Below are 17,099 nucleotides of genomic sequence, written 5' to 3'. Positions count from 1 at the left end.
TCACCAGGGTACCCTTACACCCGCTCCACCGCCACCGCCACCGACCCCCCGGTCCCGTGGCAGATGGCGGCGAGGCCCCTTTCCTCCCCCCTCGCCCGGAGGGCGTTGAGGAGCGTGACCAGAATCCGCGCCCCGCTGGCCCCGATGGGGTGGCCTAGGGCCACGGCCCCCCCGAAGACGTTGAGCCTCTCGTAGGGCACCCCTAGGAGGCGGTGGAAGAGGACGTTATTCAGGGCGAAGGCCTCGTTGTTCTCAAAGAGGCCGAAGTCCGAAAGGCGCATCCCCAGCCGGTCCAGAAGCCTCCTGGCCGCGGGGATGGGGGCCTCGGGGAAGCGCCAGGGCTCCCCGGCGGCCCAGGCCCCACCCAACACCTTGGCGATGGGCCTAAGCCCGTGGGCCCGCACCGCCTCCTCCGAGGCGAGGAGAAGCGCCGCCGCCCCGTCGGAGATCTGGCTACTGTTCCCCGCAGTGAGGACCCCGTCCTTCTTGAAGGCGGGCCTTAGGGCCGCCAAGGACTCCGGGGTGGTCTCGGGCCGGATGCCCTCGTCCCGGTCCACCACCACCGGGCCCTTCTTGCCGGGAAGCTCTAGGGGGGCGATCTCCCAGGCGAAGAGACCCCCTTCCGTGGCCTCAGCCGCCCTCTTGTGGGAAAGGTAGGCGGCCTCGTCTATCTCCTCCCGGGTAACCCCCTGGTCCTGGGCCAGGCGCTCCGCCTGCTCCCCCATGGCCTCCCCGGTGAAGGGGTCGGAAAGCCCGTCCCGGAGGAGGATGTCCTGGAGGCTCTCCGGGGCCCCCAGGAGGAACTTGTACCCCCAGCGCGCCCGGTGGGAGAGGTAGAAGCCCGCCTGGCTCATGGACTCCATCCCCCCGGCGAGGACCAGGTGGGCCTCCCCCGTGCGCAGGAACTGGAAGGCGTTCAAGACCGCCATCATCCCCGAGGCGCAGACCATGTCCACCTGGTACCCGTCCACCTCCTTGGGGATGCCCGCCCTTAGGGCGGCCTGCCTGGGCAGAAGCTGCCCGTGCCCGGCCCGTAGGACGTTCCCGAAGACGTAGAGGTCCAGGGCCTTCCCCTCCACCCCCGCCCGCTCCAAGGCGGCCCCCATGGCGTGGGCCCCGAGCTCCACGGGGCTTAGGTCCTTAAGCGCCCCCCCGAACTTGCCGATAGGGGTCCTGGCCGCGGAAACGATGTAGACCTCCTGCATGGGACCATCATACCCCCCATTTGGGGGGTGGGCGCCCTGGGGGCGAGGCCCTAAGGTAAATCAGGGAGGTGGCCCCTTTGGCGAAGCGCGGCTTCAGCCTGTTGGAACTCCTCGTGGTCCTGGCCATCCTGGGCGTCTTGGGCGGCCTCGCCTACACGAACTACAGCGCCGCCTACCGCCTCAGGGCGGCCGGGGCCGAGCTCAGGACCTTCCTCCTCGCCGCCCGCACCGAGGCCATCCGCAGGGGAACGGGGGTGGCGGTGGTACCGGAGGGCCGGGGGCTCCTAAGCTGCGTGGACGAAAACCGAAACCGAGCGTGCGACCCCGCCGAGCCCGTCCTCCGCCGGTTTGACCCCAGGGGGTACGGCGTAGCCCTGGACCTGAGGAGCGGCTTCTCCCCGGGCCTCCGCTTCAACGCCCTGGGGAGGCCCAACACGGGGGCGCGCCTGGCCCTGCGCCTGGGCGGGCGGAGCCTCACCCTGTGCGTGGGCATGGGAGGAAGGGTGCGGGAGGTGAGCGGCGATGGGTGCCCGTAAAGGCTTCACCCTATTGGAGGTGCTCCTGGCCCTGGGGCTCCTCGCCGTGGTGGTCCTGGCCTTCACCGCCCTGCAGGTGACAAGCCTCCGGGGGGGCAGGCAGGGCCGGGAGCTCCAGGCCGTGGTCCGGGAGATGGAGAACTTCATGGAAAGGCTGAGGCAGGACCCCCAGGGCATCCCCACCCTTTGCAACGGGGCCCTAACCCTGGCGGGAAAGGGGGGCACCTGCGCCGCCACCCCCTGCGCCGTGGCCCCGGACGGAAGCCTCGCCTGCCCTACCTCGGGAGATGCGCGGGCCTTCCGGGTGGTCCTGGAGGTGGGGGGCAAGCGGCTGGAAACGGTGGTGTATCGGCCATGAGAAGGCACGGGTTTTCCCTCTTGGAACTCCTGCTGGCCTCGGTCCTCTTGGGAAGCCTCTTCCTGGTGGTCTTGGCCCTGGAGAACTCCAGCGCCACCCTTAGGGAACGGGAAAGGGCGCGGGGGCGCCTCGCCGACGAGCTGAGCCTCACCGCCACCGCCCTGGCCCGGGAGCTCTACACCGTGGGCTACCGGCTCACCGGCCAGGCCCTGGTCCTAAGCCCGGGCTCCCAAGGGGACAGCGTCCAGGGGTGGTTCCTTTGCGAAGCGGGCATGGAGGAGGTCTGCGGGGAAAGCCTGGGGCAGGTCAGGGGCACGGGCTACGAGGTGCGCCAGGGGGTGCTCCGCTGGGGCCCTTGCACGGGCGCAGCCTGCGCGCCCAGCGTCACCAACCCCGTGCTCGGAGGGGACGAGGTGCGGGTGGAGGCCTTCCGGGTGGCCTACCTGGAGGGGGGCACCTGGAAGCGCCAAGCGCAGGCCGTGAACCTGGCGCCCGAAGGCGCGACCCCCAAGGTGAGCGCCCTGGCCCTCTACCTCCTGGCCTCGGTCCCCGTGCGGGGCGGGGCCCCTGCCTTCACCCCGGGGAGCACCCTGAGCTATCCCCCAGGGCTCACCTCCAGCCTTATGGACCTTCCCGGCGCGCTGAACGACGGACGTTTGCGGGCCGAGAGGCTCTGGATCGTCCAGACCCCCAACCTGGTTCGCTGAAAGGAGGAACGGGATGAACCGGAAAGGCATAGCGCTCGTGGCGGCCCTCATCGGGATGGCGGCGGTCCTCATGCTCTCCCTGGCCATGGTGCAAAGCGCCCTGGGCAACCTGAAGACGGGGGGCGACCTCCTGAACCGGGCCCAGGCCCGCCAGCGGGCGGAGGCGGGCGTGGACCACGCCCTGGCCTACCTTGACGGCAAGACGGCCTTAAGCGCCCCCCAAACCCTCTCGGGCCAAGGCTACTCCGTCACCCTGACCCCCCAAGACAACGCGGGGAGCGCAATCCGTGTAGAGAGCACCGGCCAGGCGGGCCTCGCCCGGCACACCGCCGTGGCCCTGGTGTCCCTGGAACAGGTGGAGGTCCCCGCCCAGAACCCCCTCTTCGGCCAGGGGTGGATCACGGGAGGAAGGATTACCATCAACGGCGGGGTGGAGCTGAGGGGTAGCCGCCTCCACGCCGACCAGGGCTACGCCAACTTGTCGGGCCAAATCCAGGTCTGCGACAGCTCGGGCCAAGGGTGCCGAACCCTTGACCAAGTCAACCCGCCCCCCATCACGGGAGGGGCGGGAGTTACGGGCGCGCAGTGCAACGCCAGCGGGAACAACAACGTGGTCTGCGACGGCCCCGCGCCCAGGTACCAGGTCTGCCCCGTGTACCAGACCCCCTCCGACCCCAACCTGACCTGCCTGGACGCCCTCACGGGCAGGCTCGTGCGGTGGGACCAGGCCACCCGCATTGCTAAGCCCGACGTGGACGCGCTCAGCATGAGGAGCCTTGGGGCCAGGGCCAGCAGCCCCTACACCGACGCCACCACCAAGGGCCTCTGCGATGTTCGCTTCACCCGCTTAGACCCCGGAGACGCCAGCGAGCTCACCCAGTTTCTCCTAAGTAGGGGCGTCTCCGGGAGCCTCCCCACGGACGTCAACCAGCTCCTCACCCGAGTGCTCAACGCCCTGAACGGGAGCGGGCTCAGGGTGTGCGTTCAGAACAACGTTACTCTCCCGGGCGGCACCTCTTTGGACAACGTCACCTTCTACGTGGGCGGCATCTTCCAGGTCAACGGAGACGCCACCCTCAACGGGGTGAGCGTGGCCGCCGGGTCGGGCGTCAACCTGGGGAACGTCCAGGCCACCAATAGCCGCTTCTACACCGGGGGATTCTTCAACCTGAACAACGACGCCACCTTCCAGGGCGACTCCACCCTCGCCTCCCGGCAGTCCATCAACTTCAACGGCGGGGCCGACCTGCTGAATAACCGCGCCCTCCTGGTGGTGAGCGAGGGGGACATCACCTTCAACGGCAGGGCCAACACCCACGCCTTCATGTGGGCGGGAGGCCAAATCACCTTCGACGGCACCGGGGCCTTCATCGGCGGGGCGGTGAGCCTCGGGGGCATCACCCGAAACAGCGGGGGGCAGTTCTACATCCAGAACTCCAACGCCCTCAACAGCGACCTGCCCCACACGGACACCGGCACCCGGCCCCGGCCCGTGGTCCAGAGCCGCAGGTAATCCTCAGCCTAAGCCCGCCCCAACCCCTGGGGCGGGCCTGGCCTTCGCCCGGCTTCCACACCCCTCCCCCATCCTGAGGATACCCCCCCAAAAGGGGGGGTTGACAAGGAGGAAGGAGGGGCGACAAAATGACCCCTGAAAGGAGGTGAGAAAGGGCTAAAAAGGCTGAAGACAAGCGGGTTCGGCTAAAAGGCAGGCAAGTCGGCTCCAGGCACTCATGGCCGCGCGATACATGAAGGCGCGGAAAACTCTAAGGAGAGAAGGAGTATGCGGAACGCGAAAGGCTTTACCCTGATTGAGCTTCTGATCGTCATCGCCATCATCGCCATCCTGGCGGCGGTGCTGATCCCCAACGTCCTCAACGCCCGCAAGCGGGCCATTGAGTCCTCGGCCCAGGCCTTCGCCCGGCAGGTGGCCACCTGGGTGGCGGCCGCGGACACCGCGGGCACAGCCCCTACTTCTGACCTTACCAACGCTGAATGCAACGCCCAAGACTGGCTGATCAGCGAAGGGGCTCCGTCCACCTACCCGAGCAGCGTGAAGGAGTGCAAGATCTCCTACAGCGCGACTGACGGCCGCTACACCATCGTCGTTAAAGCAACAACCGATGAGTCCTTCACCGCCGTGTATTAGGGCCTAGGTCCTGGGGCCTGGGGCGCCTGCCCCAGGCCTTTCCTACTAACTATGAAGCGACTCCTCCAGACCCTTAGCCTGGCCCTGTTTCCCTGGGTCATCCTGCCCCCACCCTTTACCTTTTGGCCTGACCGGGAAGGGGTGTGGATCGCGCCCAAGGTGTTTTACCTCGCCTTCCTGGCCCTTCTTTTCATCCCAAGGCCGCCAGCAAGGGAAAGGACTTGCCCTCCGGGGCGTGGCCTTTTGCTGGGGATGCTGGCGTGGCTTGGGGTTGCCATCCTGGCTGCTCTGCCTCCCTTTCTTTCCCAGCAAGACTGGAGCACCTGGCTCCTCGGACCCCTAAACCGCATGGATGGCCCCCTCTACCAGCTCTTTCTCCTGGCCTTTGCTCTCGGACTCTCTCAGGCCCTCGCGAAAGACCCCCGACTGGCAGGCGGTCTAATCCCCGCCATGCTCCTATCTGCACTATTTCAAGGGATTCTGTGGCTCTGGCAGAGGGGTGGGCTTGACCCTTTAGCAGGGGTCGTGGGCTACACCCCAAGCCTGCCCCCGGGCACCGTGGGCAACCCGGGCATGGCGGCGGGCCTGGCCCTGCCCCTCGTTCCCCTGGCCCTCGCCCTTTGGCTCGGGCGCCGAGAGGGGGTCTGGCTTCTCGCCGCCCTCGGCCTGGCCACGGCCCTGGGGGGCCTCGCCAACCGGTCTGCCCTCGTCGCCCTGGCCCTGGCCCTTGGCCTCTGGGTCTTCCTGTTCCGGGACCGCAGGCTGGCCCTCGCCTCCTTGGGAGCGCTGGGCCTCGCCTACGCAAGCAGCGCCTACTGGCCCAGCACCCTGCCCGTGCAGAAGGAGATCGCCAGCGGCCGCACCCTGGAAACCAGGCTGGAGATGTGGCGCCTCGGGCTTTCCCTTTTGCGGGAGCCGAAAACCTTTCTTTTTGGCCTCGGCCCCCTAGGGCTCCAGGAGGCCGTGGTGGACGGGAAGGTGGAGGTCAGGCGGCTTCTCAGGCTTTTCCACCTGGAGTACGGGTGGCCGCCCCCGGAGAGGCTGGTCTCCGCTACCCCCCTCTGGAGGCCCGAAGACCCCCCCACGTCCCGGGCCTACCTCCTCAAGTACGAGGTGAGGGGCCTTCCGGGCTACTCCAAGGAGGAGTTTCTCGCCCTACAGCGCCTCAGCAACCTGGACAAGGCCCACAACGCCTACCTGGACAAGGCCCTGGCTTTCGGCGTGCCCTTCGCCCTCCTTTGGACCCTTTTCCTTTTCGGGCCCGTGCCCGCCCTGCTTCGCAGGGAAGACGCCGGGAGCAAGGGGCTGGCGGTGGGTTTGCTGGGCCTTGGCGTCTACTACCTGGCCTGGTTCACCACACCCCAGACCGAGCCCTGGCACTTCGCCCTGGCCATCCTGGCGTGGAAGAGCGTTGCTAAAGAACCCTAGCCTCCTTTCCAGAAAACGGCCATACCTCTGACGGCTCCCCGCCGCCTAGATGAAGCGCGTGATGGCAGGCTTCAGGAGGAGCTGAGCCGCCTCTTCGGGCGCAGGGTGGACCTCCACACCCTGGGGAGCCTGAGCCCGTATATCCGGGAAGAAGTCCTAAGGGAGGCCCGCCCCCTACATGAGGCGGCGTAACCTTTTGGGCGGTAAACTCTAGCCATGGGCGCGGCCAAGGCGGTGCGGCCTCTCAGCCTGGAGGAGTACCTGGCCCTGGAGAGGGAGGCCCCGGTGAAGCACGAACTGGTGGAGGGCTTCCCCCACGCCATGGCCGGGGCGGGCGACCGGCACAACCGGGTGGTGGTGAACCTGGTGCTGGCCCTGGGCCCCCTGGCCCGGAAAATGGGGTGCCGCCTTTACGCAAGCGACATGCGGCTCAAGGTGGACGCCGCCACGGTCTACTACCCCGACCTCATGGTGGTCTGTGAAGAAGACCCCGGGGAATACTACAAGGAAAAACCCTGCCTGGTGATAGAAGTGCTCTCCGAGTCCACGGAGGCCACGGACCGGAGGGAAAAGCTCCGCAAGTACCTGGGCCTGCCCACCCTCCAGGCCTACCTCTTGGTGGACTCCCGCACCCCTCGGGCCTTCGGCTACTACCGGGAGTGGGAAGGATGGGTGTACCGGGAAGCGGAGGAGGGCCGCCTGCCGCTCCACTGCTTGGAGGGCCACCTGGACCTCTCCGAGGCCTATTACGGGCTCTAGTGCCCTAGGCGGGGGTAAAATGTGGACAATATGGCAGTAAAGCAAGAGATCCTGGCCCTGCTGGAACAAATGCCCGAACCGCTCCAAAAAGAGGTGGCGGACTTCGCTCGCTTTCTACTGAAAAAGAAGCGGGGCGAAGAGCTTGCCTGGCAAGCCCTCAGCCTGGCCCAGGCGATAAGGGACCTCCCGGAGGAAGACTACACCGAGGAAGACCTAGAGGAGCGCTGGTGAGCCCCGGAACCCTCGCCCTCCTGCGCTTCCCCCACACCGACCTTTCACCCGGAAAGCTACGGCCCGTCCTTCTTCTCGCCTCCACTCCCGGTCAATACGGAGACTGGCTCGTAGCCATGGTATCCAGCCAACTGGATCAGGCCATTGTCGGGTTGGATGAAGTGATTCTGGAAACAGACCTTGATTTTGCCGCAACGGGCCTCAAGCGCAGTAGCGTAGTGCGTATCAGCCGTCTTGCCGTGGTGGATAAAGGCCTGCTCCTTGGAAGTCTGGGAAAGTTGAGCCCCGAACGCTTCGGCCGCCTTCGGGCGCGGCTATGTCAGTGGGTGTGCGGGAGCGCCTAAACCTCCACCCCTTCGTAGATGGATTCCAGACTTAGCCCCACGCCGAGGCAGGGCACCTCCACCTCCCCTTCCCCCTCCCACAGGCGGTAGAGCCAGCCCTCCCCCTGGCGGAAGTAGCCCTCCACCCGCCTCTCCCGGGAGTCCACCAGGAGGTAGCCTTGGAGGCTCGGGAGCTCCCGGTAGCGCCAGAGCTTCTCCCGGCGGTCTATGGCCTCGGTGGCCTCCGAAACCACCTCCACCACCAGGCAGGGAGCCTCCTCGTAGTGGGTGTGAGGGGGCTTCCCCCCGCAGACCACCATGAGGTCGGGGTAATAAAAGGTCTTGGCGGAAACCCGAAGCTTGACGGTTTCCGTGTAAATCCGGCACCCCTTGGCCAAGGCCTTGGGCCTGAGAAGGGCGTAGAGGTTGCCCACGATGCGGTTGTGGGCAAGGCTCGCCCCCGCCATGGCGTAGGGTACGCCCTCCACGAGTTCGTGGCGCACGGGGGACCGCTCCTCCAGGGCCAGGTAGGCCTCGGCGTCCAGAAGCTCCAGGGACTTCGCCGCCTCGCCCATGGCCCCATTCTAGTCCACGCCGAAGTAGCGGGCCTCGGGGTGGTGGACCACCAGGGCGCTGGTGGCGTGCTCGGGCTCCAGCTGGAAGTTCTCCGTGAGGCGCACCCCCACCCGGTGGAAACCCAGGAGCCGGTCCAGCTTGGCCTGGTCGGCGAGGTCCGGGCAGGCGGGGTAGCCGAAGGAGTAGCGGGCCCCCTGGTAGCCCTGCTGGAAGAGCTTCTGGACCTCGGTGGCGTCCTTGTGGGCGATGCCCCACATCTGCCGCATCCTCTTGTGCCAGTATTCCGCCAAGGCCTCGGTCATCTCCACGCTGAAGCCGTGGACGAAGAGGTAGTCCTGGTAGGCGCCGGACGCGAAGAGGGCCTGGGCCTTCCTAGAAGGGGCCTCCCCCATGGTGACGAGCTGGACCCCGAGGACGTCCCGGGCCCCCGCCCGGAAGGCCTCCTTGGGCATCCAGGCGGCCTCGTCCCCCAGGGGTTCGGCGTGGCGGGGGCGGAAGTAGTCCACGAGGCTCAGCCCCCCGCCCTTCTGCCGGGGGAAGCGGAAGCGTTCCAGCACCTCCCCCGTCTCTGGGGAGAAGACGAGAAGTTCCTCCCCCTCCCGGGCCACGGGGAAGAAGCCGTAGAGGACCTTGGGTTCAAGCCACCCTTCCGCCATCGCCTCCTTGAGGAGCCTCTGGAAGACGGGCTCCGCCTCCCGCTCCACCAGGGCCTGCCACGCCTCCCGGTCCATCCCCTTGCGGCTATAGCCCCACTGGCCCCGGTAAAGGGCGAGCTTGTTGACGTAGTGGGCGATGGTGGCGAGGTCCAGCCCTTCCTCCACCCGCACGCCGAAGAAGGGGGGCCGGGGGACGGCGGGGGCCTCCCCCACGGGCCGGGAGCGGGGCGCCGCCTTGGGGGCCTCCCGCTTGGGCTTTGGGGGGGCCTTCCGGGTGAGCTCGGGAGGGGCGTGGCCCGTGAGCTCCTCCATGAGCCTCAGGCCCTCAAAGGCGTCCTCGGCGTAGTAGACGTTGGGGTAGATGGCCCTTAGCTCCTCCACGTAGCCCCGGGTGAGGGCGGCCCCGCCCAGGATCACGGGGAGGGTGTAGCCCCGGTCCCGCATGTACTCCAGGTTCTCCTTCATCACCAGGGTGCTCTTCACCAAAAGGCCCGACATGCCCACGGCGTGGGGCTTGTGCGCCTCCACGGCCTTCAGGATCTCCTCAATGGGCACCTTGATGCCCAGGTTCACCACCCGGTAGCCGTTGTTGGTGAGGATGATGTCCACCAGGTTCTTGCCGATGTCGTGCACGTCCCCCTTGACGGTGGCAAGGACCAGGGTGCCCTTGCCCTCCCCCTTCTTCTCCATGCGGGGCTCGAGGTAGGCCACCGCCCGCTTCATCACCTCGGCGGCCTGGAGGACGAAGGGGAGCTGCATCTTCCCCGCCCCGAAGAGGTCCCCCACCTCCTTCATCCCCGAAAGGAGGGGGCCGTTGATGAGGTCCAGGGGCTTGTGCCCCGCCCTCAGGGCCTCCTCCAGGTCGGCCTCGAGGCCCGGCTTCCTCCCCTCCACCACGCGGCGCTTGAGCCTCTCCAGAAGGGGAAGGGCCAAAAAGGCGTCCTCCTTCTTCCCCGGGTCCTCCTTGTGGGCCTCAAAGTAGGCCATGAAGGCGAGGAGGGGGTCAAAGCCCTCTTTGCGGCGGTCGTAGATGAGGTCTAAGGCGAGGGCGTAGGCCTCCTCGGGGATCTGACTTATGGGGAGGATCTTGCCCGCGTCCACGATGGCCGCGGTGAGGCCCCGTTTCCTCGCCTCGTCCAGGAAGACGGAGTTCAGGACGCGCCTCGCCCGGGGCTTGAGCCCGAAGGAGACGTTGGAGACCCCGAGGACGAACCCCACCCCGGGAAGCCTCTCCCGTAGCTCCTCTAGGGCGAGGAGGGTCTCCTTGGCCAGGGGGCGGCTCTCCTCGTCCCCTTGGGTGATGGGGAAGGTGAGGAGGTCAAAGAGGAGGTCCTCGGGGCGGAGGCCGTGGTGTTCCGTGAGGCGCTCGTACATCCTCAGGGCCACCCGCACCTTCTCCTCCCGGGTCTTGGCCATCCCCTTCTCGTCGATGGCCAGGACCACGAGGGCCGCCCCGTGGGCCTTGGCCAGGGAGGCCACCCGGTCAAAGCGCTCCAGGCCGTCCTCCAGGTTGGCGGAGTTCAGGAGGACCCGGCCCGGGAGGTGCTTGAGGGCGAGCTCCATGGCCTCAGGAGAAGTGGAGTCCACCATGACGGGGACGGTAAGGGCGGTGGCGAGGCTAGGAAGGAGCCACCGGAGGTCCTCAAGCTCGTCCCGCCCCGTCCAGGCCACGGAGAGGTCCAAGGCGTGGGCCCCTTCCTCCACCTGCTCCCGGGCGAGGGCGAGGATGCCCTCGAGGTCCTTGGCGAAGAGCATCTCCCGGAAGCGCTTGCTCCCCGTGGCGTTGAGCCTCTCCCCCACCAGGAAAAGGCTCGCCTCCTGCCGCAAGGAAACCGCCTGGTACAAGGAGGCCACCTGGGGGGGGAAGGTTTTGGGCCTCGGCCTCGGGGCAAGCCCCTTCACCGCCTCGGCCACCTTCCTTATGTGCTCGGGCCCCGTGCCGCAACACCCCCCCACGGCGTTCACCCCGTACTCGGCCACGAACTTGAGGTGCCACTTGGCGAGCTCCTCGGTGGTGAGGTCGTAGACCACCCTCCCCCCCTCGTTCCGGGGCAGGCCCGCGTTGGGAAGGCAGGAGACGAAGCGGGTGCTGTGCGAGGCGAAGTAGCGCACCTTGCTGTCCATGAGGTCGGGGCCCGTGGCGCAGTTCATCCCCACCACGTCTATGGGGAGGCTTTCCAGGGCCGCCAGGGCCGCCTGCTCGTCCGTGCCCACGAGCATGGTCCCCGTGGCCTCAAAGGTCACCTGGACCTGGAGGGGCACCTCCCGGCCCACCTCGGCCATGGCCTCCCGCGCCGCCAGGACGGCGCAGCGCACCTGCAGGATGTCCTGGGCGGTCTCCAGGAGGATGAGGTCCACCCCGCCCCTTAGAAGCCCCCTGGCCGCCTCCTTGTAGGCCCGGTAGAGCTCGTCCCAGGAGATCTGGCCCAAGGAGACCAGCTTGGTGCCCGGGCCCAGGGCCCCCGCCACGAAGGCCCCGTAGGGGTCGGCGGCCTCCCGGGCGATCCTCGCCCCGAGGAAGGCAAGCTCCTCCGCCTCCTCCTCCAGGCCGTACTCGGCGAGGACGTGGCGGAGCGCCCCGAAGGTGTTGGTCTCTATGACCTCGGCCCCGGCCTCGAGGTAGCTCTGGTGGACCTCCCGCACCACCTCGGGCCGGGTGCGGTTCAAGACCTCGGGGCAGCCGAAGTAGGCCTCCCCGCCGTAGTCCTCGGGGGTAAGGTCCTTTTTTTGGAGCTCGGTGCCCATGGCCCCGTCGAAGACCAGGGGCCTTTCCAGAAGGGCCTTGAGGTAGGGGAACTTCCTGGCGCGGGCCTCCTTGTTGTAGCCGAGCCGCACCAAGGGGGCCTCCCCCCACCCCGCCCCCCCGAGGTGGTGGCGGCATCCGGGGCTACAGGTGTGCACCTCCACCATATCCCGCTAGTGTAGCGAAAACCCTGGGGCTATGCTAGGCCCATGGACCCCTTCGGCGTCCTCTACACCGACCTCTACCAGCTCACCATGGGCCAGGTCTACTTCCGCCTGGGCCTCCACGAAAAGGAGGCCCTCTTTGAGGCCTTCTACCGCAAAAACCCCGACTACGGGGCCCACCAAGCGGGCTACGTCGTCTTCGCCGGGCTGGACCCCCTTCTAAGCTGGATGGAGGAGGCCCGCTTCGGCGAGGCGGAGCTAGCGGCCCTCCGCGGCCTAAAAAGCCGCTCGGGCAAGCCCCTCTTCGCCGAGGACTACCTCCGCTACCTGAAGGCCATGGGGGGGTTTTCCGGCCTCGCCCTAAGGGCCCTTCCCGAGGGGCGCGTGGCCCACCCCCAGGTGCCCCTGGTGAGCGTGGAGGGCCCCCTCCTCCAGGCCCAGCTTCTGGAGACCGCCCTCCTGAACCGCCTCAACTACGAGACCCTCGTGGCCACCAAGGCGAGCCGGGTGCGGGAGGCGGCGGGGGAGGCCGTGGTCCTGGAGTTCGGCCTCCGCCGCGCCCCCGCCAAGGGCGGGGAGAGCGCCACCCGGGCGAGCCTCATCGGAGGGGCGGACCGGAGCAGCGCCGTGAGCCTCTCCCACCTCCTGGGCCTCCCCTCCTCCGGCACCCACGCCCACAGCCTGGTCCAGGCCTTCCTGGCCCTGGGCCACTCCGAGGAGGACGCCTTCCGGGCCTTCGCCGAGGTCTTCCCCGACGACACCATCCTCCTTTTGGACACCGTGGACACCCTCCACTCAGGGCTTCCCCACGCCATCCGGGTCTTCGAGGAACTCCGGCGCAAGGGGCACAGGCCCGTGGGGGTGCGGATAGACTCCGGGGACCTGGCCCACCTCGCCATCCAGGTGGCCAAGGAGCTGGACAAGGCGGGCTTCCCCGAGGTCTCCATCGTCCTTTCCGGGGACCTGGACGAGCTCGTCATCTGGCAGATCAAGAGCCAGATCCTGCAGGAGGCCCCCCGCTACGGGGTGGACCCCGACCGCCTCTTGAGGCGCCTGGTCTACGGGGTGGGGACCAGGATGGTGGTCTCCTGGGGCTATCCGGCCCTGGGGGGGGTGTACAAGCTGGTGGCCATCCGGGAGAACGGGGCCTGGGCCCCGGCCATGAAGATCTCGGACTCCCTGGAAAAGGTCCTGAACCCCGGGCACAAGCGGGTCTACCGGGTCTACGACGGGAGGGGGCTGGCCACCGCCGACCTCTTGGCCCTGGCCGAGGAGGAGGTGCGGGAGGACGCCCCCCTTACCCTGCGCCACCCCACGGACCCCACCAAGCGCCGCACCTTGAGGCCGGGGGAGTTCGCCCTCGAGGCCCTCCTGGAGGAGGTCTACCGGGGAAGGAGGCTCTTCCCTCCCCTCCCCTTGGAAGAACTCAGGAAGCGCCGGGACCGGGACGTGGCCCTTTTGGACCCCGGGGTGCGGCGGCTGGTGAACCCCCACGTCTACCACGTCTCCCTCACGGAGAGGCTCTTCGCCCTCAAGGAGGAGCTGGTGCGGAAGCTGGAAGGCTAAGCCAAAAGAGCCTCCTCCCAGCCCTGTTTTGGGCGCCTCCTGTTGCGAAGCCAAGGCACGGGCACTTAGGAGGCCTGCTTGAGCCTGGCCTCCTCCAGGGCCTTCAGGGGGTTGTCCAGGTGGGGCAGGTCCACCACGATCTCCTTCACCCCGCTCCCCGGGGCCTCAAACATCAAGTCCACCATGGTCTTCTCCAGGATGGCCCTTAAGCCCCTCGCCCCCGTGCCCCGCTTGAGAGCCCGCCGGGCCACCTCCTTCAGGGCCGCCTGGGTGAAGCGGAGCTCCATCCCCTCCATGCGGAAGAGCTCCTGGTACTGCTTCACCAGGGCGTTTTTGGGCTCGGTGAGGATGCGCACCAGGTCGTCTTCGCCCAAGGGGTGGAGCTGGACGATGAGAGGGGCCCGGCCCACGAACTCGGGGATCATCCCGAACTTGACCAGGTCCTCGGGGAGGACCTCCCGGGGCTCCTCCTGGGCCTTGGTCCGGGTGAAGCCGATGGCGGTGCGCTCGGTGCGGGCCTTGACGATGTTCTCCAAGCCCTCAAAGGCCCCGCCCAGGATGAAGAGGATGTTTTTGGTGTTCACCGGGATGAACTCCTGGTGGGGGTGCTTCCTGCCCCCTTGCGGGGGCACGTTGGCGATGGTGCCCTCAATGATCTTGAGGAGGGCTTGCTGCACCCCTTCCCCGGAGACGTCCCGGGTGAGGGAGGGGTTTTCCGACTTGCGGGCGATCTTGTCGATCTCGTCGATGTAGACGATGCCCATCTCCGCCCGGGCCACGTCGAAGTCGGCGTTCTGCAGGAGGCGCAGGAGGACGTTCTCCACGTCCTCCCCCACGTACCCCGCCTCGGTGAGGGTGGTGGCGTCGGCGATGGCGAAGGGCACCTCCAGGAAGCGGGCCAGGGTCTCGGCGAGGAGGGTCTTGCCCGTGCCCGTGGGGCCGATGAGGAGGATGTTGCTCTTGCCGATCTCCGCCTCGGGGTGGAGGAGGCGCTTGTAGTGGTTGTAGACGGCCACGCTTAGGGCCCTCTTCGCCGCCTCCTGCCCCACCACGTACTGGTCCAGGTGGGCCTTGATCTCCTGGGGCTTGGGCAGGCGGCTTGGCCCCTTGGGGGCGGAGCGCCCCTCCTGGGCCAGGACCTCCCGGGCCCGTTCCACGCAGTCCTCGCAGATGTAGACGTCCTCTATGGGGCTTTCCAGAAGCCTCCCCGTCTCGGGGGGGCGGAGGCCGCAGAAGCTGCAGTAGGGCCTAGGCTTCCTCACGGGTCACCACCTGGTCGATGAGGCCGTACTCCAGGGCCTCCTGGGCGGAGAGGTAGTAGTCCCGGTCGGTGTCCTTTTCCACCTTCTCCAGGGGCTGGCCGGTGTGCTGGGCGAGGATCTCGTTCAGGAGCTTCTTGGCCTTCAGGATTTCCTGGGCCTGGATGGCGATGTCGCTGGCCGTGCCCCGGACCCCGCCCCAGGGCTGGTGGATCATCACCTTGGAGTGGGGCAGGGCGTAGCGGCGGCCCTTCTCCCCGGCCGCCAGGATCACCGCCGCCATGCTGGCCGCCATGCCGATGACGATGGTGGAGACGGGGGCCCGCACGAACTGCATGGTGTCGTAGATGGCCAGCCCCGCGTCCACCTCCCCCCCAGGGGAGTTGATGTAGAGGCGGATCTCCTGGTTGGGGTTTTGCGCGTCCAGGAAGAGGAGCTGGGCCACGATGGTGTTGGCCACCTGGGCGTCTATGGGGGTGCCCAGGAAGATGATGCGGTCCTTGAGGAGGCGGGAGTAGATGTCGTAGACCCGCTCCCCGCGGGCGGTCTGCTCGATGACGTACGGGATCACCATACCGCCTCCCATTGTAGCGGCAAGCCCAGGGGGGAAACCCCCCTGGGCCACCATGGGCCCCTCAAGGGAGCTGGGCCAGGGCCAGGCGCACGGCCTTGTCCTGGAGGTAGGCGGCCTTAAGCCTCTCCAGGCCCCTTTGTCCGAACTCGCGCTTAAGCTCGGGAACGCTGAGCCCGTAGGAGCGGGCCACCGCCTGGAGGTAGGCCTGCCACTCCTCCTCGGTGAGCTCGGGGCGGAGCTCCTCGGCGAGCTTTTCCTTGGCCAGGGAGCGCCGCACCCGCTTCAGGGCCTCCTGGCGGAGCTCTTCCCGGAACTTCCCTAGCTCCCCCTTCTCCTCCAAGGCCTTCAGATAGGCCTCGAGGCCCACCCCCTTTTGGTAGAGATCCTCGGCCAGGTGCTCCAGGAGGTGGCGCTCCTCGGCCTCCAGCATGGAGGGGGGGATGTCCGCCTCGAGGCCCTCGGCGAGCTTCTCCAGGAAGGCCCGCTCCCTCGCCTCCTGGTGCTGGGCCTCCGCTTGGTGCTGGAGGCTTTCCCGCACCTTGGCCTTGAGGTCCTCGAGGCTTTCCGCCTCCAGGGTCTTGGCGAACTCCTCGTCCAGCTCGGGAAGCTCCAGGGCCTTGACCTCCAGGACCTCGGTCCTCACCTCCCGCACCTTCTCGCCCTTATCGTTCAGCACGGGGACCAGGACCACGTCCCCCGCCTTCTTCCCCAAGAGGACCTCCCGCACGTGGGGCAGGGCCTTGGAGAGGTCTATGGGGAACTCCACCCCCTCCTCGGTGCGCACGTAGACGTGGTCCCCCTCCCCCGCCACCCGGTCCACGGGTACCAGCTCGGCGTAGCGCTGGCGTAGCTCCTCCAGGGCCCTTTCCACCATCTCCTCGGTGACCTCGGGGGGAGGGACCTCCAGGGTGAAGCCCCGCCAGTCGGGGAGGGCGGCCTCGGGGTAGTTTTCCACCTCGGCCACGTAGCGGAAGCCCTCCCCCTCCTTGAGCTCCTCCTCCACCACCCGGGCCGCCACGGGAAGAAGCCCAAGCTCCCGCACCGCCTGGGGGTAGGTCTCCTCCACCAGGCGCTCCTTCAGGTCGGCCATGAGCTCCTCCCGCCCCAGGCGGGCCTCCACCACCTTCAGGGGGGCCTTGCCTGGGCGGAAGCCCGGGATCCGGACCTTGCGGGCCAGGTCCTTAAGCAGGGCCTGGTAGCTGGCCTCCACCTTTTCCGCCGGGACCTCCACCCGGACCCTAACCAGATAACCGGAACGCTCCAGGATCTCCGCCACGCCTCACCTCGCCAGAAAAGGGGCCTCGCCCGGGTGGTGCGAGGAGCGGGACTTGAACCCGCACGGGTTGCCCCACCGGATCCTAAGTCCGGCGCGTCTACCGGTTCCGCCATCCTCGCAAGGGAGGGCGAGGCCCCCCTTTAAAATACCACCCCGTTCGGGGTGGCGGGGTTGGGGTGAGCGATGGGACTTGAACCCACGACCCCCGGATCCACAGTCCGGTGCTCTAACCAGCTGAGCTACGCTCACCACGCTCAGCATCCGCCATTCTACGGGGCTACTTCCCTTGCGTCAAGGCCTGGAGGCCGCCCTCGAGGCTCATGGCCTCGTAGCCCTCGGCCTCCAGGTAGAGGGCGGCCACCTGGCTCAGGAGGCCCTTCTCGCAGACCAAAAGGAGGGGCACCCGGGGCAGGCCGTGCTCCCCCTTCTGGATCTTCTCCAGGGGAACCCACTCCGCGGGGAAAGGCAGGGGCGTGTGCCGCTTGTCCGGGGGGCGGACGTCCACCGCCTTGACCCCGGCCTGGAGAAGGGCGGGAAGCTCCTCGGGGCGGACCTTGCGCATGAGCCAAGTATAGCGCGGGAAGCCCCGGCC

The 17,099-nt window shown here is 67.9% G+C and carries 17 protein-coding genes and 2 tRNA genes; 10 read left to right on the top strand and 9 right to left on the bottom strand.

Annotated features, from left to right (window positions below):
- Positions 1-14 precede the first annotated feature (14 nt).
- Positions 15-1,205: a thiolase family protein gene (locus tag ACY5J6_RS05240; protein WP_462846314.1), complete on the bottom strand. Its 1,191-nt coding sequence runs from the start codon at positions 1,203-1,205 to the stop codon at positions 15-17.
- Positions 1,206-1,282: 77 nt separating this feature from the next.
- On the opposite strand from ACY5J6_RS05240, the gene ACY5J6_RS05235 reads away from it, so the two are divergent.
- From ACY5J6_RS05235 to ACY5J6_RS05195, 9 genes are all read left to right on the top strand, one after another.
- Positions 1,283-1,741, top strand: coding sequence for a GspH/FimT family pseudopilin (locus ACY5J6_RS05235; RefSeq protein WP_462846313.1), 459 nt, complete (start codon positions 1,283-1,285; stop codon positions 1,739-1,741).
- The gene (locus ACY5J6_RS05230) at positions 1,728-2,099 is read left to right on the top strand and encodes a prepilin-type N-terminal cleavage/methylation domain-containing protein (protein ID WP_462846311.1); all 372 of its coding nucleotides are present in this window, start codon (positions 1,728-1,730) and stop codon (positions 2,097-2,099) included. Before ACY5J6_RS05235 ends, ACY5J6_RS05230 begins: the two co-directional genes overlap by 14 nt.
- Positions 2,096-2,806, top strand: a complete 711-nt coding sequence (locus ACY5J6_RS05225; protein WP_462846310.1) for a prepilin-type N-terminal cleavage/methylation domain-containing protein — start codon at positions 2,096-2,098, stop codon at positions 2,804-2,806. Before ACY5J6_RS05230 ends, ACY5J6_RS05225 begins: the two co-directional genes overlap by 4 nt.
- A 13-nt stretch (positions 2,807-2,819) precedes the next feature.
- On the top strand, positions 2,820-4,319 hold the full coding sequence (locus tag ACY5J6_RS05220) for a pilus assembly PilX family protein (protein WP_462846309.1): 1,500 nt from the start codon (positions 2,820-2,822) through the stop codon (positions 4,317-4,319).
- Between the two features lie 267 nt (positions 4,320-4,586).
- Positions 4,587-4,952, top strand: a complete 366-nt coding sequence (locus ACY5J6_RS05215; RefSeq protein ID WP_462846308.1) for a prepilin-type N-terminal cleavage/methylation domain-containing protein — start codon at positions 4,587-4,589, stop codon at positions 4,950-4,952.
- A 51-nt stretch (positions 4,953-5,003) separates the two neighbouring features.
- Positions 5,004-6,380, top strand: coding sequence for a hypothetical protein (locus ACY5J6_RS05210; protein WP_462846307.1), 1,377 nt, complete (start codon positions 5,004-5,006; stop codon positions 6,378-6,380).
- A gap of 216 nt (positions 6,381-6,596) precedes the next feature.
- Complete coding sequence (locus ACY5J6_RS05205) at positions 6,597-7,139, top strand: Uma2 family endonuclease (RefSeq protein WP_462846306.1); 543 nt, start codon at positions 6,597-6,599, stop codon at positions 7,137-7,139.
- 30 nt (positions 7,140-7,169) lie between these two features.
- Positions 7,170-7,370, top strand: a complete 201-nt coding sequence (locus ACY5J6_RS05200; RefSeq protein WP_462846305.1) for a DUF2281 domain-containing protein — start codon at positions 7,170-7,172, stop codon at positions 7,368-7,370.
- Entirely contained in the window at positions 7,367-7,714 is a 348-nt protein-coding gene (locus ACY5J6_RS05195; RefSeq protein WP_462846304.1) for a type II toxin-antitoxin system PemK/MazF family toxin, read from the top strand. The genes ACY5J6_RS05200 and ACY5J6_RS05195 overlap by 4 nt, the downstream gene beginning before the upstream one ends.
- Here ACY5J6_RS05195 and ACY5J6_RS05190 read toward each other — a convergent pair.
- Together ACY5J6_RS05190 and metH are read right to left on the bottom strand one after the other, a co-directional pair.
- Complete coding sequence (locus ACY5J6_RS05190) at positions 7,711-8,268, bottom strand: Uma2 family endonuclease (protein WP_462846303.1); 558 nt, start codon at positions 8,266-8,268, stop codon at positions 7,711-7,713. The genes ACY5J6_RS05195 and ACY5J6_RS05190 overlap by 4 nt on opposite strands.
- Before the next feature lie 9 nt (positions 8,269-8,277).
- Complete coding sequence (metH, locus tag ACY5J6_RS05185; RefSeq protein WP_462846302.1) at positions 8,278-11,835, bottom strand: methionine synthase; 3,558 nt, start codon at positions 11,833-11,835, stop codon at positions 8,278-8,280.
- 42 nt (positions 11,836-11,877) lie between these two features.
- On the opposite strand from metH, the gene ACY5J6_RS05180 reads away from it, so the two are divergent.
- Positions 11,878-13,398: a nicotinate phosphoribosyltransferase gene (locus tag ACY5J6_RS05180; RefSeq protein ID WP_462846301.1), complete on the top strand. Its 1,521-nt coding sequence runs from the start codon at positions 11,878-11,880 to the stop codon at positions 13,396-13,398.
- A 65-nt stretch (positions 13,399-13,463) separates the two neighbouring features.
- Here the strand turns inward: ACY5J6_RS05180 and clpX are convergent, their stop codons facing one another.
- The 6 genes from clpX to ACY5J6_RS05150 all read right to left on the bottom strand — a co-directional run bounded on the left by clpX (position 13,464) and on the right by ACY5J6_RS05150 (position 17,069).
- Positions 13,464-14,660, bottom strand: a complete 1,197-nt coding sequence (gene clpX, locus ACY5J6_RS05175) for an ATP-dependent Clp protease ATP-binding subunit ClpX (RefSeq protein WP_054637908.1) — start codon at positions 14,658-14,660, stop codon at positions 13,464-13,466.
- Positions 14,647-15,231: an ATP-dependent Clp endopeptidase proteolytic subunit ClpP gene (gene clpP, locus ACY5J6_RS05170; RefSeq protein ID WP_462846300.1), complete on the bottom strand. Its 585-nt coding sequence runs from the start codon at positions 15,229-15,231 to the stop codon at positions 14,647-14,649. Before clpP ends, clpX begins: the two co-directional genes overlap by 14 nt.
- Positions 15,232-15,292: 61 nt before the next feature.
- Entirely contained in the window at positions 15,293-16,507 is a 1,215-nt protein-coding gene (tig, locus tag ACY5J6_RS05165) for a trigger factor (protein ID WP_462846299.1), read from the bottom strand.
- A 34-nt stretch (positions 16,508-16,541) separates the two neighbouring features.
- Positions 16,542-16,626: transfer RNA gene (locus ACY5J6_RS05160), tRNA-Leu, on the bottom strand.
- A 53-nt stretch (positions 16,627-16,679) separates the two neighbouring features.
- Positions 16,680-16,756 (bottom strand) — tRNA-His (locus ACY5J6_RS05155).
- Positions 16,757-16,784: 28 nt separating this feature from the next.
- Positions 16,785-17,069, bottom strand: a complete 285-nt coding sequence (locus ACY5J6_RS05150) for a rhodanese-like domain-containing protein (protein ID WP_054637907.1) — start codon at positions 17,067-17,069, stop codon at positions 16,785-16,787.
- Positions 17,070-17,099 lie beyond the last annotated feature (30 nt).

It is taken from the genome of Thermus sp. H19.2, assembly GCF_054979525.1.
Note: the sequence above shows the minus strand (reverse complement) of the source record. Positions and strands in the feature narration are given on the sequence as shown.

What these genes read in the sequence shown, in the direction of transcription:
- ACY5J6_RS05240 (WP_462846314.1), bottom strand. Translation starts at nt 1,205, where the DNA reads ATGCAGGAGGTCTACATCGTTTCCGCGGCCAGGACCCCTATCGGCAAG.
- ACY5J6_RS05230 (WP_462846311.1), top strand. Translation starts at nt 1,728, where the DNA reads ATGGGTGCCCGTAAAGGCTTCACCCTATTGGAGGTGCTCCTGGCCCTG.
- ACY5J6_RS05225 (WP_462846310.1), top strand. Translation starts at nt 2,096, where the DNA reads ATGAGAAGGCACGGGTTTTCCCTCTTGGAACTCCTGCTGGCCTCGGTC.
- ACY5J6_RS05220 (WP_462846309.1), top strand. Translation starts at nt 2,820, where the DNA reads ATGAACCGGAAAGGCATAGCGCTCGTGGCGGCCCTCATCGGGATGGCG.
- ACY5J6_RS05215 (WP_462846308.1), top strand. Translation starts at nt 4,587, where the DNA reads ATGCGGAACGCGAAAGGCTTTACCCTGATTGAGCTTCTGATCGTCATC.
- ACY5J6_RS05210 (WP_462846307.1), top strand. Translation starts at nt 5,004, where the DNA reads ATGAAGCGACTCCTCCAGACCCTTAGCCTGGCCCTGTTTCCCTGGGTC.
- ACY5J6_RS05205 (WP_462846306.1), top strand. Translation starts at nt 6,597, where the DNA reads ATGGGCGCGGCCAAGGCGGTGCGGCCTCTCAGCCTGGAGGAGTACCTG.
- ACY5J6_RS05200 (WP_462846305.1), top strand. Translation starts at nt 7,170, where the DNA reads ATGGCAGTAAAGCAAGAGATCCTGGCCCTGCTGGAACAAATGCCCGAA.
- ACY5J6_RS05190 (WP_462846303.1), bottom strand. Translation starts at nt 8,268, where the DNA reads ATGGGCGAGGCGGCGAAGTCCCTGGAGCTTCTGGACGCCGAGGCCTAC.
- metH (WP_462846302.1), bottom strand. Translation starts at nt 11,835, where the DNA reads ATGGTGGAGGTGCACACCTGTAGCCCCGGATGCCGCCACCACCTCGGG.
- ACY5J6_RS05180 (WP_462846301.1), top strand. Translation starts at nt 11,878, where the DNA reads ATGGACCCCTTCGGCGTCCTCTACACCGACCTCTACCAGCTCACCATG.
- clpP (WP_462846300.1), bottom strand. Translation starts at nt 15,231, where the DNA reads ATGGTGATCCCGTACGTCATCGAGCAGACCGCCCGCGGGGAGCGGGTC.
- ACY5J6_RS05150 (WP_054637907.1), bottom strand. Translation starts at nt 17,069, where the DNA reads ATGCGCAAGGTCCGCCCCGAGGAGCTTCCCGCCCTTCTCCAGGCCGGG.